The organism is Ignavibacteriales bacterium, from assembly GCA_016709765.1.
Lineage (GTDB): Bacteria > Bacteroidota > Ignavibacteria > Ignavibacteriales > Ignavibacteriaceae > IGN3.
The window spans coordinates 1,101,018-1,117,913 of record JADJMD010000013.1 but is presented as its reverse complement, the minus strand read 5'-3'; the positions used below and the strand labels follow the sequence as shown (position 1 = coordinate 1,117,913).

Sequence of the window (16,896 nt, the reverse complement as noted above, 5' to 3'; positions counted from 1 at the left end):
GGTCAGATTGAAGGAGGCAACAAACAATCCGCCGGGAATATAAAGCGATGCGAACAGCTTTACTAATACGATATATCGCTTATTTCAATCATCTCAGTTTTTTTATCATACTTTTTAAGGTACGAAACAAATTCGGAGTTTAAGAATTTTTGATGGGTTTTTTCATAAACCTTAAGATACTTTTCAACTTGCTTATGTGTTAATCCGCTTTTCATGTAATTCTTTTTTTCATTATCATCAAAAAAGATGCGATAATAAAAAAGCTTTGCCGGTTTTGATTTTGCTTTAGCCGCAACTGGTTTTTTAATTGATTTTTTTACTGGCATTTTTTCTCTCTCCAATTATTTAGTTGGATTAAACTTTTCCGTTTTTCTTAATTACTTCGCGCGCAATAATTCCTTTTTGAATTTCATTTGTTCCTTCAAAAATTCTGTTAATACGGCTATCGCGGTAAATGCGTTCAATTGGAAGCTCTTGCGAATAACCCATTCCACCGTGTATTTGAACTGCAAAATCAACAACCTTATCTAAAGATTCTGAACAATAATATTTTACAATTGCCGATTGTCTTGAAATATCTTTCTTTAAATCATAATCAACAGCGGTACGGTAAACAACTGATTCCATATTATAAATCATAACCGCCATCTCTGCAAGCATAAATTGTATTGCCTGAAAATGTGAAATCGGATGATCAAACTGAACGCGCTCTTTTGCATACTTTGTAGAAAGTTCAAGCAATTCTTTTGAAACACCAAGGCATGCTGCACCCAATCCAAGTCTTCCGGCATCAAGAGTTTTCATTGCGTAAATAAATCCTCTTCCGTCTGTTCCAATTAAATGATCTTTTGGGATGCGAACATTTTCAAAACTTAATGCGTTAGTTACGCTTCCCTTTATTCCCATTTTCTTTTCCGGTGGACCAGCTTTAAAGCCAGGAACATTTGTATCAACAGCAAAAAGACTAATTCCTTTTTCTGTACGTGCAAACAAAGAAACAAAATCCGCAATACCGCCGTTTGTTATCCAGAGTTTTTCACCGTTAATAACCCATTCATCACCAACGATATCTGCTTTTGTTTTTAGATGGAAAGAATCTGAACCGGCTTGAGCTTCTGTTAAGCCAAATGCTGCAATTTTTTCTCCGGAGGCAAGAGGCGGTATAAATTTCTTTTTCTGTTCTTCACTTGCACCGTTAAAAATTGCGTTTGTTCCTATCGATTGATGTGCACCAATAAATGTTGCTGTGCTCATACAGCCGCGAGAAATTTCTTCCTGCATCAAACAATAACCAACTTCACCAAATCCGCCGCCGCCGTATTCTTCGGGAAATGAAATTCCAAGAAAACCAAGCTCAGCCATTTTTTGGATTAGTTCTTTTGGAATTTTTGCTTCTTCATCAATTTTAGCAGCAATGGGTTTGATTTCATTATTTGTAAAATCACGCACCATTTCCCGGAGCATGATTTGTTCTTCGGTAAAGCCAAATTCGAACATAGAGATGATGCCTTCTTTTTTTTGTCAATTGATATTGTCAAATAATATTCCAGAAGGATTTATTGCGTTATTTGCTCAAATATTGCTAAAAGTAGAACGTTGTAACAAAATCCTTTTCATATCAAAGAAGGGAAATAAAGAGCGTTCTTAATTGTGAGAAGCTAAAAATTACTTATTCATCTCGATTCACTGTTTCTGGTGAAAATGCCGGCAAACAAACCGCTACATATTCAGCTCCACCATCATGCGGAGTGCTGTATTGTATCCACTCTCCTTTTTTAGTTAGTATGGCTGAACCAGCTTTAACATCAATCGTTTCTTTTTCTGTTTTAACCTGCAAAGTTCCTTTAAGCACAACAGTGTATTCATCAAATTGTGGGCTTTGCCCCGGTTCAACCCAGCCTTGCGGGCTTGTCATCTTTGCGATGCTTAATGATTCCGTTTTTGAGTTTACTCTTCCAAAATATTCTTCAATTATTTTGGGTTTGTTTCCCACTGATTCAATTATGGTTGGCGATTTAATAACTATTGGCATTTTATGTTTTCCTTATTTCTTTTTTGCGCTTACAAGATAAAAGATAAGATTTGTTTCAAAAACTGTTTTTGGATTTTTCTCTAATTGATTTTTGATTTTATTAATTCCCTTTTGGTATTCTTCGTCAGAGAGATTTGCAAGTTGTGAGCAGCTTTGTTTCTGTAAAAATGGATCACTTAAAACATCATTGCCAATCCTTGTGTTGTTAACTTCTTCAACTGCTTTTATTTGAACGTCTGTAAAATTTTCTTTAATAAGTTTGTTTTTAAGAAGCTCTAAAGAGGGAAATCGCTTTAAATCATTTTCATAAATAGAATCAAAATAATTATAGACATACCAGTTTTTGTCTATGCTTGGATCAACACCAAAAGTAGCAACCGTTCCGTTACTCGTTAACGTTCGCATACTTTCACCAATAAATTTTTCTTTATCCGGAAAATGATGAATCGCATTTACACAAAATATCAAATCAAAAATATTATCTTTAAACGGAATGTTAACCGCATCAGCATTTACAAGGTTAAGATATGGTTTATCTGCTTTGGGGATTTTCATCATCTCAAGAGAAAAATCTAAACCAAAAATCTTTTTATTATTATTTTCAAGAAGACTAATCCATCTTCCAGTTCCGCAACCGGCTTCTAAAATTAATCTGTAATTATTGGATAAAACTATCTTTTTAAGTTCGTTTTCAACTCCAACTAAATAATCTGTTTTATAACGGTGGTTATAAGTTGCTGCAATTTGCGAGTAATCTGTTTTTTGCATTTTATTAAAGTTGATAATTATTATAATATTAAACTAAAAATTTGAAGTATCACATTCAAAAATTTAATTGAGCTTTGTTGTAATCAAGCATCCTCTTTTTTAGATTAAACCGAACACAAAAACAATTAATAATATTTATTTTTAGGAGGCACTATGAACAAACTATTTTCGCTACTTATCACCCTTCTCGTCTTTTCTTCATCTCTCTTTGCGCAGGATGTTGAAAAAGTTAAAGTAAAGATTGAAGCGATGAATAAGGCATATACTCAGGCTATGATTGATAATGATGTTGATAAAATGATGTCTATGTATTCTGATGATATTATATCGATGCCAAGTTATCAACCAACCGTAAAGGGACTTACCAAAGTTAGGGAGCTTAGTGAATTGCAGGCTAATTCCGGATGGAAAACCACGCACTTTGAAATGAATATGACTGATATAATGCTTGCGGGAAATCTTGCAATTGAAATCGGTAATTATAATATGAAAATGTCTGGGCCAAACGCGCCGGAATGGGCAGATTACGGAAAGTATCTCACCGTTTGGGAAGAGCAAAAAGATGGTTCGATGAAAATAAAAGTTGAAACTTGGAATACTGATACGAACCCGTGGGCGCAAATGGATGAATCAAAACAAGAGGAAATGCAAAAAACAGAATAACGTACTGTAATTCAATAAACATACTGACGCAATTTACTTTAATTGCGTCAGTTATATTGACTGATCTTACATTTTACCCAAACATTTTTACCAGTACTTCTCTTCTATAATTAAAAATTTCGTTTATCTTCTTTGAAATTGTTAGAGCATTGATTATCCGTCCAAGAAATCCAAAAGGAACAACATAACTAATGATATCTTCCATCAAAACACTTCCATCTTCTGCTTGTTTAAAAATATGTTCGTGATGCCACATTTTATAAGGACCAAATCTTTGCTCATCCACAAAATAATTTGGTTCATTAATTTGAGTAATTTCGGTAACCCATATTTGTGGAATATTTAACAGAGGACGAACAAGATATGATATAATCAAACCTGCATACATTTTATCTGGTAAGGAAGAAGTTACCTGAAAACTTAACCACGGCGGTGTAATTTTTGAAAGATTGGCAGGATTAGAAAAAAAATTCCAGGCATCATTCTTGGAAATATTTAATTTTTGTGATGTTTTGTGTTGATAAAGTTTCATAACCTTTTCATATTATTGATAGTGATTTAACAAATTATAGAAACAAATAATTCCCGACTTATGAATATTACTTCTATCGGAGAAATACTTTATGATATTTATCCGAACCACAAAAGACTTGGTGGGGCTCCGCTTAATTTTATCTATCATATAAAAAAATTAACGGACAGCGGAAATATTATTAGCCGTGTTGGTAAAGATGTACTTGGCAACAAAGTTATAAACGATCTTAAACATTCCGGTTTATCGTTTGATTTTATCCAGCACGATAATCTTCATCCAACAGGAATGGCAATTGTGCATCTTGATGCTGCAGGATCTCCAACATTTAAAATAGATATTGACAGCGCCTACGATTCTATTGAATTAAACGAAGACAATGAAAATCTAATTAATACAGATACTGACTGTCTTTATTTCGGAACACTTGCACAGCGCTCAGAACTTTCACGTAAAACAATTCAATCATTTTTTAAACGTGGATTAAAATATTTTACAGATTTAAATCTTCGCCAAAATTTTTATACTGGGGAAATTTTAACAGCATCGCTTGAAGCTGCTGATTTTATTAAAGTAAATTATGATGAAATGCATTTAATAAATGATTTACTTTTGCAATCAGAATATTCAACAGAACGTGTTGCTTTTGAACTCATGGATAAGTTTGATATAAATATGATTGCTGTAACACGTGGAAAAGACGGCTCATCAATTTTCGAAAATGGGAAAAGATTTGATCATTCAAATGTTGATATAAAAGTTGTTGATACAACCGGAGCCGGCGATGCATTTGCCGCTGTGCTTTGCGTTGGTTATTTGCACGGATTAGAAATTCCTTACATAAATAAACTTGCAAACGATTTTGCCAACGAGATTTGCCAATTTGAAGGTGCGCTGCCTAAATATGATAGAATCTACGAAAGCTTTAGAGAGCAAATGGGATTTTTTTAGCATCCTTTTTAATTAAAAACAAATTTAATTTTCATCATCAGTAAAACAGGATTGATGATGAGAATTATTTCTTTGCTGCTTTTATTTTTTTCAACCTCATTTGCACAAACCATATCCACCTCACGTATTGAAACTATTATTAAGCTGCTTATCAAAAACTCAATTGAGATTTCCAATTATATTTATCCGGCGGAACTACAAATATCAAATCGTTTTGGAATTGAGTATGACGGAATAAAAAATAAATTTTTAATCGCAAATGAAATTCCCAACGAACTTTCTAATAATTTATTAACTGAAAAAATTAAATACGATTATCAGCTTAAAAACCTTGAAGATAATTTTTCTTTACTAACCCTTACAATCCCCTCATTAAATATTAAAAGAGAATATTTTCTTAAAGACTCGTTTCTTGTAAGTTTGCCGTTCTTTTATTCGCGTAATTGGAAGTTTAACACTTCCGAACACTTTAATTTTTATATAAGCGATGAAACTTTGTTTAATAAATATTCAATAAATCAATTAGAAAAATTTGTTAACAAAATGATTAAGGTTCTTTCATTTACAGATGAAGAAATTAATTGTCTTAGAGAAAAGAAAATTTTTTATTTTCTCTGTAAGGATGAAGATGAGATCAAAATAGTAACAGGTTTTACAACACGCGGTATTTATATTATTGCTCAAGATTATATAATTACAACTTACAATGCTCACTATCACGAGTTGCTGCATTTTCTTATCAATTTTAAGCTTCGGGAGTTACCTCTTTACACCCATCCTTTTTTACAGGAGGGATTTGCAGTTGCTTATGGTGGCCGCGGCGGACTTGAAGCACACACTATTTCTGAAATGGGTGTGTTCTTGATTAAATCAGGTTTTGCAACTTATACTGAGCTGCTTAATAAATCAGATTTTCAAAAAATGGATGCGTCTATTTCGTATTCAATATCCGGGCTTTACACAAACTTCTTTATAAAGAAACTTGGTATTGATCATTTTTTAAATCTTTATAGAAAATATTCTGGAAGTTCAGAAAAAGTATTTTTCGCCAACATTTTAGGCAAGGATCTTTTGCCGGATAATCAATGGAATTTATATGTTGATTCTTTATCAACTTTAAATCCAATAAAGATTGTGGAAAACACAAGACGCACAGATTTCGAGCCTATCACACAGCAAAATAATTTTGAGATTTATGAAAACAACGCCAATTTTTTTTTTAGAATTAAAGACACTTTATTAATTAGCACTTCAACCATTATCTCTAACTTTAGAAGTAGAATTTTCAGTGAACACTTTCCTAGTCGAAAATATAATTCTGAAAAATATTTAATCATTGCAAATCAAAACGAAATATCTGTATATAATTTATTTTCCAATAATCTTATTGGAAAATATGTCGTTTCTTTTTCACTTCCTCCAAAAGCGATTCCAATTAAAGAAGGATTTTATGAGTTTGTAATATCTAAAAATTTGTTTGATGAAAAATTGAAAATAAGTGTAATTTATTAAGACAAGGATATTTAGATCTTATGTCTTTCAATAATATCTTCAGGAATTCTTGTCGGTCGTCCGGTAGTAAGCGAAACAAGAGTGTAAAGCATTTCTCCCTCAACAGCAATTTTATTTGTTTCTTTATTATAAACCCAAACGTTAATAGTAACTTGCGCACCACTCCAATCGCCAACTTGTGTTTTAACTAAAGCAACATCACCAAATTTCAACTCCCGTTTGTATTTAAGATGCACTTCGCTTGCAAACCAGTTTAATCCTTTGCCAATATATTCTTCCATTGGAACTTTATACTTATCCCGCATCTGTATAAATCTTGCTGTCTGTATATAATCAAGATATTTAGAGTTGTGAACATGATTGTTCATATCAATATCATCAGGGCGAACAATAATTTCAGTTTCAAAAATTGAATTTGTATTTGTTCCTGTGCTCATCGATTACATTTCAATAAAGTTCTTAAGAAGTTTTAACCCTGCCTTGCCGGACATTTCCGGATGAAACTGAACACCGTATGCATTTTCATTTTCAATAGATGAACAAAAGTTTATTGCGTTTTTACAAGTAGAGGTTGAAAGTTCGCTTTTGGGTAAATAGTAATCATTGTTAAAAAGAAATTCGGAATTTTCATCAATTCCATCAAACAAGGCGCTTTGCCTGCAAATCTCAACTTTATGCATTCCTTTATAGGAAGATTCTTTAACCGCGTCCTCAAACTTTATTGCTGTTCCGGAGAATAAACCAAGACAGGCAAAATTTCCTTCGGTTGAGTAATCAGACATTAACTGCATGCCCAATCCTATTCCAAGCATCGGTTTTCTAACAACACGTAGAACTGAATATAAATTTAGAAGCTGTATTTTTTTCATTACCGAGGCAGCGCTTCCACATCCCGCAAGTATTATTTTATCAGCTCCACAAATATCCAACTCGTTTCTGGACACTTTAAAATCTTCAGTTATTTTTCTAAGTGATTCTGCAACTTTATCAATGCAAACATCACCATAGTCTACAATTGTAACCATTTTATAATTTAAATTTTAGATTCTAATAATTATATCAAAACAAATTTATTTTTCATTGTAAAATAACAATACTAGGGAACTATTTAAATTTATAGGCAAGAAGATATGATGCTATTAGATAGTGTTTTTTCTAAAGTTTAATGAATATCTAGCTATTTAACTAGCAGCATTTTTTTGATTCTATAATAGAACCTGTTTGAAGTATGTTCGAATAAATCGCGATGCGATAAAAATATATTCCGCTTGAGAGTTGATACGGATTAAATTCAACTTCATAATTTCCTGCCGGTTTAAATTCATCCATTAATGTCACAACTTCATTACCAAGTACATCAAAAACTTTTAGCGTTAGATAACCGGCAACTGGCGATTGCCAACTGATTTTTGTTCTTGGATTAAACGGATTTGGATAGTTCTGATATAGTAGAAAATCAGTTAAGGTTTGTTCCTCGTCAATTCCAGTTGCCGAATGAAGTTCATAAGCACCAATATCATACCCGATTCCTTGTGGTCTAACTATTCCATCAAGATCAACATTTACAACGGAACTTACTAGTGGTGTTCCTATATTTATTGGTTGAGATGATTGAAGTAAATGATAATCAGAGTTTGCGGTAGCAACAAAAAGGGTGGTCTCGTCTTGAACAACTTGTGAATGTGTATCATAACCTAATGCTTGCCATGACGTAAAACTGATGTTAGAATTTCCATCGTCATCACTTAGCCGATTTTCTAAAAGATTATAATCGCTAACAAATCCTGTTTTAGACTCTTCATCAATACAAATACTGCCTCTAAAGCTATGATTATTAATTAATATATTATTATAAACCGTGTTTCCCGTTGAGCCATTTACAATTAATATTGCCCAACGTCCATCTGTAGGATGAACGATTGTGTTATTGAAAATTTTATTATTCTTTGATCCTTCCGCGCCATCTATCTGATACATGGCAATTCCGGTAGCATGATTATTGTATATGACATTGTTAAATATTTTCGAATCCTGAACACAGTCCATATTAATGGCTGAACCACCGCCATATCCATTATCGTGAATTATATTTCCAGCAACAATCGCATTGCTAATTATTCCATCACCCCCCATAGATAAATCACCGTTCATATGAACGCCGCACCCATTATTATTAAATGAATGATTATTAATTATTGTTGGTCTATCGCTGCTGTTGGAGATATAAATCCCATGTTCATCCTGGCTGTATGAACACGAATTATTTTTAATTAAAATATCGTTTGTAAATCCTGTAAAGATTCCCCACTTATAATTGTTTGTGCAAATGTTGTTTATAATTTTCACAAAATCAGAAAGCACCACTCTTATTCCTGCTCTTGGTTGATTGATAACATTAAATCCCTTTATCTCAATCCAATTGGCGCCTTCAATATTAATTCCATCATTTGTAATTGGATTGTGAATATTAATAGTAACATCATTGCTTAATGTTTTAAAAACTATTGGCTGGGCCTGGGTTCCGCTTGTTCTGATATCAAAACCCATGTTAACTACCAGAAAGAATGAGAATGGAATCTCCTGCAGAAACAATGTTTGCTGCATGCTGAATAGTTGCAAAGGCTGTACTGACACTTAATCCATTATTATTGTTGTTACCATTTACAGAAACATAATATGTTGATTGTGGCAGAGTAAATGCGGAAAAAAAGATATAAAAATAATTATTTGTAAAAGGTATATAAACATTGTAAGCCTTTGATGTTTATTCATAACTCACAATTAAAGTACCAAGATGGGATCCGAAGACCAATTTAGGAAATCTTAGAAAACACAACAAACAGCAGATTATCGCGACAAACTGTTCGCGATACTATTCTTAAGATTATACACCTGGAAATATTTACACGAAAACTTTTCTAAATCTCTCATCAAAAGCTTTTGCTAACCTTAAAGGTGATTGCTCATCTTTATTTAAATAAAGTGATGGTTCAATTAGCTCCAATTCCATAAGTGCAAACTCATTCTTACTCGTTCTAACTAAATCTACTCTTCCGTATAACGGAATTGTTGAAAGTTTATTAATAATATTTTCAGCGATCACGATTATTTCTGATGATACATCTTTTGGCTTGATATTTCCGCCATGTTCTTCCTGAACACGAAAATCTTTTTCTTTTGGTTTCTTTAAAACCGAATGGCTGAACTTTCCATCAAAAAAGAATAAAGAATATTCGCCCTCTTCAACAATGTTTTTCAAAAATGGTTGGACCATAAATTCTCTGCCGGCAAATATTTTTTCCAGCTGAGAAAGATTCTCCACCAATTTTTCTTTTGTTAATCTAAATGTGTTATCTGCATTTGCGCTTATGTTTGGTTTGATAATTATTTCATCAGTATCATGTTTATCAAAATAACCTTTTGCTAAAACAGAGTTAAACCCTTTCTCCCAAATAGTATCAACAATTGCTACTCCTTTTTGTTTAAGAGCAAAAAGATAATTTTTATTCATATTCCATTTCATCAAGTCAAGATCGTTTTCAAGATAAGAAACACTGTTAATCTTTTCTAAAACCTTAATAAATTTTTCAGGATTATTTTGATAATCCCAAGTAGATCTAACAATTACGGCATCATAATCTGCCCAGTTTACATTTTCATTTCGCCAGGAAATTTCTTCAGCCATCCAGCCAAGTGTTTTCATTGGTTCGATTAACAGTTTATCGTAGGTGTGAAAATTTTCCAACGAATCCATTGATAGGAGTGCAACTTTTTTATCCATAAATATTTTTCTATATAATTTGGTGTTAAATATTGAAGCGGAAAATTACAGCAGAACAACTGATTTACAAAAAATAATTATTTAACTTTGCCTTGTTGAAGTACAGAGAATTTATAACATAAAAGAGAGAACCCTTCCGTGGAATGGATTATACTGATTCTATGGCTTTCCATAATTAATGGCGGGCTTGGTGGGCAATACGTTTTAAACTGGATGGCTAATCAACCCAAATATACGGGCGGAAGCAAGGTTGATATTTCTGCCGGAGTGATGACCTGGTGGAGGGAAATTTCAAAACTCCTCTGGGCCGTTATTGCCGTTACAATCGAACTGCTTCGGGGTAAGAAGCCAAAATATTTGTGGCCCGGCATGGTATCTCTATCAACAATTATTATTTGCGCCTTTACTGGCGTGATAGAAAATATTGGTTTCTTCTATCTTCCTAGAAATTATTCACCGCATATTTTTGCTCCTTATGTAAATGTTTACCTTGCCTTTCTTCCATTCTTTGGCAAGGTGATGTTTAACGCACCGATACGAAAAGAACATTGGATTGGAATATCCCTTGTCGTTGCCGGACTTGCAACGCCTCACATTCCATGGTTATTAGGAATTGCACAGGATAGTCACAATGCTCTTGATATGAATGCCATCATCTGGATTTTAATTATTAACGGATGCTTACTCTCTCAGCAGGTATTAAATAACAAAACCGTTCAAACTGCTTTGCCCGGTGTTGGACCTAACGCACTTGTATTGTGGAGAGAAATCTGGAAAATGATTTTTATTTCATCAGCAATTTTTATTATTCCAATTATCGGCAATATGATGAATGCAAATATGCCCGATAGTGTAACTTCATCTAAGTTTGAAACAAGAGTTCTTAACAAGATAGATGAAAACAAAAAAAATTATTTGCTTAACTATTATACAAAAACAGATAATAATTATGTTTTAAAGTCCGATGTGTCCGAAAATGATGAAGAAAAAATAAAAGAGATTATCAAAGCAACAGAATATCATCAGTTCTTTTCTTTGTTCGATGGAAGCATAATTCCTAATAACTGGCTTCCTATACTTTTTGTTATTGCGGCTGGATTAACAGGATATATTTACAGTTTTGGATTTTTTAAACTATCAAAATTTGCGGCACATTTTTGGGTTCCTTATACAAATGTTTGGCTAGCCTTACTTCCATTTGTTATGCTATTGTTCGGCAAAGATGTTACCGGATATCAAATTGCGGGTGCCGTTGTTGTAACCGCCGGACTTATGATTGGTGTGATGGATCATAGAAAAAATAAGGTTGTAGAAATTGAAAAAAGAAATAAGTAGTTACTTTTTTTAATGAAGAAATAAAAACCCCTCGGTTAAGAGGGGCTCGTTATAAAAATCTTCCAATTAAATATTACTTAATTAGGATCATCTTCTTTATACTTTTAAAATCATTTTTACCAGATGAAGAATTCGCTTCGAGCGAATAAAAATATACTCCGGACGATAATCTGCTAGCATCAAACTTTAATTCATAGTCCCCGGCGGATTGTGTTTTATTAACAAGTTCGCTTACTTTTTCACCGATCGAATTATATATCAATAGCTTTACTGAGCTTTCATCTGCAATAGAATATTTTATAACAGTTGAAGGATTGAATGGGTTTGGAAAATTTTGTTCCAAAGCATAGACGGATGGAATATTAATGTCGGCTGAAACAACCTCAGAATATTCAAAACTTCCGGAATAGTCTATTTGCTTTAGCCTGTAAAAATATTTTCCTACCGTTAGATCATTATCAACAAATGAATATGATCTGTATTCCGTTGTTGTCCCGTTTCCCGTTACAAACCCAATTTTTTCCCATATATTGTTGTTTTTTTTCTGGATTTCAAATCCACTATTATTTTGCTCTGTTGCAGTCATCCAGTTAAGTTGTACACTTTTTCCGTTTACCATAGCTTTAAATGAAATTAATTCAACCGGCACAATTCTGCTAAGTTTATCAAAATAAACTTTTTTGTTGGCGCCAGTTTCACCAACGTAGATTGCAGAAATATCTCTTGCCGGAACATTGATCGGAATTAATTTAGGTGAATACATATTGGCAGAATAAACTAACGGATACTCGTTAATCATTTCGAAACTTGAGAATGTTGCTGAACCATAAGGAAGGCTTGTGTAAAGCAACTTGTCTGACTGTAATGTGCCTGCTCCTGACTGTGCGCTATCTGAATAAAACAGTAAATCAAATCCACCGCCCATTCCTGCATCGGTAAAGTGGCGCAAATCAAACCAGTATTCATCAGTATTCACATTTCCAGCAAGTAAAACTGGGGGATCGTATGAAAACCCGCTATTTATACTTTTACGACCATAAATATCTCTTGCACCTGCTGTTCCAGATGTATAAACAAACCATGACTCGCCATTATTCATTGCGGATAAATATTCTGTCTTTGAAGTATTATCCGTAGCAACATCTATAAAACCTGTTGAAGTAAGCACACCAACGCCGGTTTCACGGTATCTTGCCTGACGTATAACCGATGTGGAAGTATCAGCAAGTATAGGCCCGTAGTAATTCATAATTAAAGTATCACCTGTTCCAGACATACACATTCTTGGATTTGCACCTGAGCTTGTAACAAGACCTCTCGCTCCCCAATTTGTTCCACCGTCGACTGAACTATATCTGACGATGCTGTTATTGGCAAGTGAGTCAAGAAACATATAAAGATTGCCTGTTGAAGAAGTAACAACATCAAATGATCTGTACCCAGTAAATGGAAATGCGTTAAAATTGCCACTTAGAAAATTCCAACTATAAATTTCCTGCCCAACCTGAAAAAAACAATAAACTGAATCCAGCCCGCTTTTTACTAGTTTGATATAATCATAATAACCGCGATAAGTAATGCCGGAACCAAACTGGCTCCACGAATCTCCGTTGTTTGTTGAAGCCAAAATAACGAGCCCTAAATTTGCAGTTGATAATGTATCATTAACTGCAACGTAAATTGTGCCGCTTGAACTTTGTATTCCTGATAGTTGTCCGATTGGTTCAAAGTCCAGTACTAAATTATCCGTACCCCAGTCTCCTCCATCGTTTTGATGGTAAAGTGGTTTTTCTACACGGACATCCTGCGAATAAATTAGAGCTGCAAACGAGAAAAGGAAAAGTGTAAAAAGAAATTTCATTTTAGACCTCCTGATGGTTTGTGAGTGAACACATTTAGAATGAGTTGAGAATAACTTAAATATAGTCAGCATCATTATCAACATGAATGAATTAACAATTATACCGAACCGTTATCGCCTTTACATTATCTATAAGATAAAACCAGCTTAAGTAAGTTGAGGTTTTCCTCTATTATTGTTGATTTTGTTAAGTTTAATAAAAATTGGGAGACAATTAAATCTGATAACTATGATGAAAAATTTTTACAGAATGTGGAAATATTTTCTACTTGACCAGTCAGGTGTATTTCGGGCAAGAAGAAATCATTTGTAGCAAATAGTGTTCTAAAACATGGAGTTAATTGCGGATATACCTTTGTGCGGTAAAAATTAAAATTATTGATATGTTACTAACGAAAAATTTTTTATAAATATTTAAATGATACATTCTACTATAACCTATCCAACATTAATAATTGCTCATCGAGGTGAATCCTATGATGCACCTGAGAATACGTTACGCGCAATAAATTTAGCGTGGCAGAATGGTGCGGATGGAATTGAAATTGATGTACATCTTTCGAGCGATAACGAGATCATTGTTTTTCACAACAAAAAGATAAAAACTATTTCAGGTAAAAGTGAATTAGTAAAATCACAAACTTTAAAGGATTTAAAGGAAAATAACGTCGGAAGAATCAAGGGTAATAAACCGAATAATGAAAAATACCGACTCTAAACGAAGTACTGTTGACCATTCCACCAAACAAATATCTTTTTATTGAAATTAAATGTGGAATAGAAATTATTCCATACTTAAAAAATGTTTTGCATCATTATCAAGTAAAAACAGAACAAATAAAAATTATTGGATTTAGTTTTAAAAAAATGACGTTGATTAAAAATAGTTTTCCTGAATTTGAGGTCTTATTGAATAAAAGAATTAGTATAGGAAAAATATTTTTAGGTAAATCGTACTGGGAAAATCTTATTACGAATCTAAAACTAAATTATTTAGACGGATTAAACATATCTTATACTAAGTCTTTAAATTTCAAATTGATTGAAACATTTAAGAATAATAAACTAAAACTATTTGTCTGGACAATTAACAAACCAGAGAAAGCTTTACGATTGATTAATTTTGGGATTGATGGCATTATGTCTGATCGTGCCGGGTGGATTAGAGAAAAAATAAATTTATAATGAAAAAAGAATCTAAAATTATAATCGGTATTCATGGACTTGGAAATAAACCATCAAAAAATATTTTAGAGAAATGGTGGAAACAAGCGATATTGGACGGGTTAAAGTTCAATAATTATCTTACATCTGAATTTGATTTTGAACTTGTTTATTGGGCGGATATTCTTCATCCTTTCCCTCTCGAGATTGATGCAAATAACAAATCCAACTTAAAAGCTAATGAACAATACACCTCTGATGATTATCAGGAACCTATTAAGCCTTTAAACTTCAGAAATAAGGCGATTGAGTACATGGAAAAGTATTACAGTAAATTTATTTTAAATGAAGTTTTATCATTAAAGTATCCATCAATAACAGAATTTTTCATACACCTTCATTTAAGTGATCTTAAAACATATTATTCAATGGAAAGGATTCCTTTTGACGGGAAACAAATTCCTGTAAAAGAAGCAATCATTGATCGTTTGATAAACATCTTAAACAAACACAAAAAGAAAAAAATATTTCTTATCGCTCATTCAATGGGATCACTGATAGTTCACGATACCTTTACAGAATACCCCTCAGAAGCTCCGATCGACACTTATATTACAATTGGGTCCCCATTGGGACAGAAGTATGTTATAAGTAAATATAAAACTGAAAATGAGATCAACTCAATAAATAAATTTAACGTTCCTGAAAATATTGTGAACAAATGGTACAATCTGTCTGATATTCAGGACCAGGTTGCACTTAATCATAAAATATCAGATTTATATGAAACAAATTCATTGGGTATAAAGATTGAGGATCAGCTGGTTAAAAATAAATATGTGAGTTCGGGTGTTAGAAATCCGCATAAAGCTTTTGGATACTTGAGAACACCTGAGTTTTCAAAAATCATAAACTATTTCTTAACACAGAAAAAGCCAGGAATGTTTGAGCGAATTATAAAAATTTTTAGTAGAATATAATTCTTGCCGTTTTTGGGAGGACACTATATAAATTTTTACTGTCCCTAAGTGCATCTCATCAGGAATTTATTATTTTTAGAAAAACAATTTGGAAAATATGCCAAATACAAAAAAAACTCTTTCGCTTTCAAAGAATAAAATAAAAATTCTTTTGCTTGAAGGCTTACATAAAAACGCTTTACAGCTTTTTAATGATAATCAATACGAAACCGTTGAATACCAAAAGAGTTCACTTGAAACTAAAGAACTGATTGAAAAAATAAAAGATGTTCATCTACTCGGAATAAGATCCAAAACAAATATTACGAGCGATATTTTAAAACACGCAAACAAACTTATTGCAATCGGGTGTTACAGCATCGGCACTAACCAGGTTGATTTACTATCAGCTAAGCTGCAAGGTACACGCTCTGTTGCAGAACTTGTAATTGCGGAATGTATTTTTCTTATCCGCGGCATTCCGGAAAAAAACTTTGCTGCACACAATGGTATTTGGCTTAAAGATGCTTCAAACTCTTATGAAGTTAGAGGAAAAAACTTAGGAATTGTTGGATATGGGCATATCGGTTCACAGGTTTCTATTCTTGCTGAATCATTGGGAATGAATGTGTACTATTATGATATTGAAAAAAAATTAAATCTCGGTAATGCAAAGTCTTGTTCAAGTTTACAGGAAATTCTTTCTATTTCGGATATCGTAACGCTTCACGTACCGGAAACCGATCTTACAAAAAATATGATTAGCAAAAAAGAATTGAGCTTAATGAAAAAAAGTTCATATTTGATTAATGCTTCACGCGGATCTGTGGTTGTTATTAAAGATCTTGCAAAAGTATTGGAAGAAAAACATTTGGCTGGCGCAGCAATAGATGTTTTTCCCGAAGAACCAAATTCAAATAAAGATTCTTTTAGAAGTGTTTTACAAAAATTCCCGAATGTAATATTAACTCCGCATATTGGCGGCAGTACATCTGAGGCACAAGCAAATATTGCTCTGGAAGTTTCTGAAAAATTAGTAAAGTATTGTGATGTTGGAACTACAATTGGCGCAACAAATTTTGTTGAAGTAGCGCTTACACCAATCTTAAATAGGCAAAGATATCTTCATATCCATAAAAATCAGCCGGGAGTATTAAATAAAATAACAAAAGTATTCACTTCAAGAAAACTTAACATTGCATCACAATACTTGCAAACAGATGCACATATTGGTTATGTAATAATTGATATCGATCAAAAAAATAATTCTGCTGAGATAATGAAAGAATTAAAAGCAATTCCGGAAACTATTAAAACAAGGGTGCTGCTTTAGTCTTT

General features: G+C 32.9%; 18 protein-coding genes. 8 read left to right on the top strand and 10 right to left on the bottom strand.

Going from position 1 to position 16,896, the window contains the following annotated elements; genetic code table 11:
• Positions 1 to 62: 62 nt before the first annotated feature.
• From IPJ23_14570 to IPJ23_14555, 4 genes are all read right to left on the bottom strand, one after another.
• A complete protein-coding gene (locus IPJ23_14570) occupies positions 63 to 326 on the bottom strand; it encodes a hypothetical protein (protein ID MBK7631901.1) in 264 nt (87 codons plus the stop codon).
• 28 nt (positions 327 to 354) lie between these two features.
• Positions 355 to 1,497, bottom strand: coding sequence for an acyl-CoA dehydrogenase family protein (locus IPJ23_14565; protein ID MBK7631900.1), 1,143 nt, complete (start codon positions 1,495 to 1,497; stop codon positions 355 to 357).
• Positions 1,498 to 1,669: 172 nt separating this feature from the next.
• Complete coding sequence (locus tag IPJ23_14560; protein MBK7631899.1) at positions 1,670 to 2,032, bottom strand: cupin domain-containing protein; 363 nt, start codon at positions 2,030 to 2,032, stop codon at positions 1,670 to 1,672.
• 12 nt (positions 2,033 to 2,044) lie between these two features.
• A complete protein-coding gene (locus IPJ23_14555) occupies positions 2,045 to 2,800 on the bottom strand; it encodes a class I SAM-dependent methyltransferase (protein ID MBK7631898.1) in 756 nt (251 codons plus the stop codon).
• 153 nt (positions 2,801 to 2,953) lie between these two features.
• On the opposite strand from IPJ23_14555, the gene IPJ23_14550 reads away from it, so the two are divergent.
• The gene (locus tag IPJ23_14550; GenBank protein MBK7631897.1) at positions 2,954 to 3,463 is read left to right on the top strand and encodes a nuclear transport factor 2 family protein; all 510 of its coding nucleotides are present in this window, start codon (positions 2,954 to 2,956) and stop codon (positions 3,461 to 3,463) included.
• A gap of 73 nt (positions 3,464 to 3,536) precedes the next feature.
• On the opposite strand, the gene IPJ23_14545 is transcribed toward IPJ23_14550, so the two are convergent.
• Complete coding sequence (locus IPJ23_14545) at positions 3,537 to 3,995, bottom strand: SRPBCC family protein (GenBank protein MBK7631896.1); 459 nt, start codon at positions 3,993 to 3,995, stop codon at positions 3,537 to 3,539.
• A 60-nt stretch (positions 3,996 to 4,055) separates the two neighbouring features.
• Here IPJ23_14545 and IPJ23_14540 point away from each other — a divergent pair, with 60 nt between their 5' ends.
• On the top strand, positions 4,056 to 4,946 hold the full coding sequence (locus IPJ23_14540; GenBank protein ID MBK7631895.1) for a carbohydrate kinase: 891 nt from the start codon (positions 4,056 to 4,058) through the stop codon (positions 4,944 to 4,946).
• A gap of 57 nt (positions 4,947 to 5,003) precedes the next feature.
• Positions 5,004 to 6,458 carry a hypothetical protein gene (locus IPJ23_14535; protein MBK7631894.1) on the top strand — a complete coding sequence of 485 codons (1,455 nt, stop codon included), beginning with the start codon at positions 5,004 to 5,006 and terminating at the stop codon, positions 6,456 to 6,458.
• An 11-nt stretch (positions 6,459 to 6,469) separates the two neighbouring features.
• Here the strand turns inward: IPJ23_14535 and IPJ23_14530 are convergent, their stop codons facing one another.
• From IPJ23_14530 to IPJ23_14515, 4 genes are all read right to left on the bottom strand, one after another.
• Positions 6,470 to 6,895 (bottom strand): acyl-CoA thioesterase, encoded by a 426-nt coding sequence (locus IPJ23_14530; protein MBK7631893.1) that lies wholly within the window; start codon positions 6,893 to 6,895, stop codon positions 6,470 to 6,472.
• A gap of 3 nt (positions 6,896 to 6,898) precedes the next feature.
• Entirely contained in the window at positions 6,899 to 7,483 is a 585-nt protein-coding gene (gene hisH, locus IPJ23_14525) for an imidazole glycerol phosphate synthase subunit HisH (GenBank protein ID MBK7631892.1), read from the bottom strand.
• Between the two features lie 160 nt (positions 7,484 to 7,643).
• On the bottom strand, positions 7,644 to 9,077 hold the full coding sequence (locus tag IPJ23_14520) for a right-handed parallel beta-helix repeat-containing protein (protein ID MBK7631891.1): 1,434 nt from the start codon (positions 9,075 to 9,077) through the stop codon (positions 7,644 to 7,646).
• A 283-nt stretch (positions 9,078 to 9,360) separates the two neighbouring features.
• Positions 9,361 to 10,239 (bottom strand): hypothetical protein, encoded by an 879-nt coding sequence (locus IPJ23_14515; protein MBK7631890.1) that lies wholly within the window; start codon positions 10,237 to 10,239, stop codon positions 9,361 to 9,363.
• Between the two features lie 138 nt (positions 10,240 to 10,377).
• On the opposite strand from IPJ23_14515, the gene IPJ23_14510 reads away from it, so the two are divergent.
• Positions 10,378 to 11,574 carry a hypothetical protein gene (locus IPJ23_14510; protein MBK7631889.1) on the top strand — a complete coding sequence of 399 codons (1,197 nt, stop codon included), beginning with the start codon at positions 10,378 to 10,380 and terminating at the stop codon, positions 11,572 to 11,574.
• Positions 11,575 to 11,647: 73 nt separating this feature from the next.
• On the opposite strand, the gene IPJ23_14505 is transcribed toward IPJ23_14510, so the two are convergent.
• Complete coding sequence (locus IPJ23_14505) at positions 11,648 to 13,435, bottom strand: T9SS type A sorting domain-containing protein (protein ID MBK7631888.1); 1,788 nt, start codon at positions 13,433 to 13,435, stop codon at positions 11,648 to 11,650.
• Positions 13,436 to 13,853: 418 nt separating this feature from the next.
• Here IPJ23_14505 and IPJ23_14500 point away from each other — a divergent pair, with 418 nt between their 5' ends.
• The 4 genes from IPJ23_14500 (at position 13,854) to serA (ending at position 16,891) form a co-directional block, all read left to right on the top strand.
• Complete coding sequence (locus tag IPJ23_14500) at positions 13,854 to 14,153, top strand: hypothetical protein (GenBank protein ID MBK7631887.1); 300 nt, start codon at positions 13,854 to 13,856, stop codon at positions 14,151 to 14,153.
• Positions 14,154 to 14,164: 11 nt separating this feature from the next.
• On the top strand, positions 14,165 to 14,620 hold the full coding sequence (locus IPJ23_14495) for a hypothetical protein (GenBank protein MBK7631886.1): 456 nt from the start codon (positions 14,165 to 14,167) through the stop codon (positions 14,618 to 14,620).
• Positions 14,620 to 15,579 carry a hypothetical protein gene (locus IPJ23_14490; protein ID MBK7631885.1) on the top strand — a complete coding sequence of 320 codons (960 nt, stop codon included), beginning with the start codon at positions 14,620 to 14,622 and terminating at the stop codon, positions 15,577 to 15,579. The genes IPJ23_14495 and IPJ23_14490 overlap by 1 nt, the downstream gene beginning before the upstream one ends.
• Positions 15,580 to 15,676: 97 nt before the next feature.
• Complete coding sequence (serA, locus tag IPJ23_14485) at positions 15,677 to 16,891, top strand: phosphoglycerate dehydrogenase (protein MBK7631884.1); 1,215 nt, start codon at positions 15,677 to 15,679, stop codon at positions 16,889 to 16,891.
• Positions 16,892 to 16,896 lie beyond the last annotated feature (5 nt).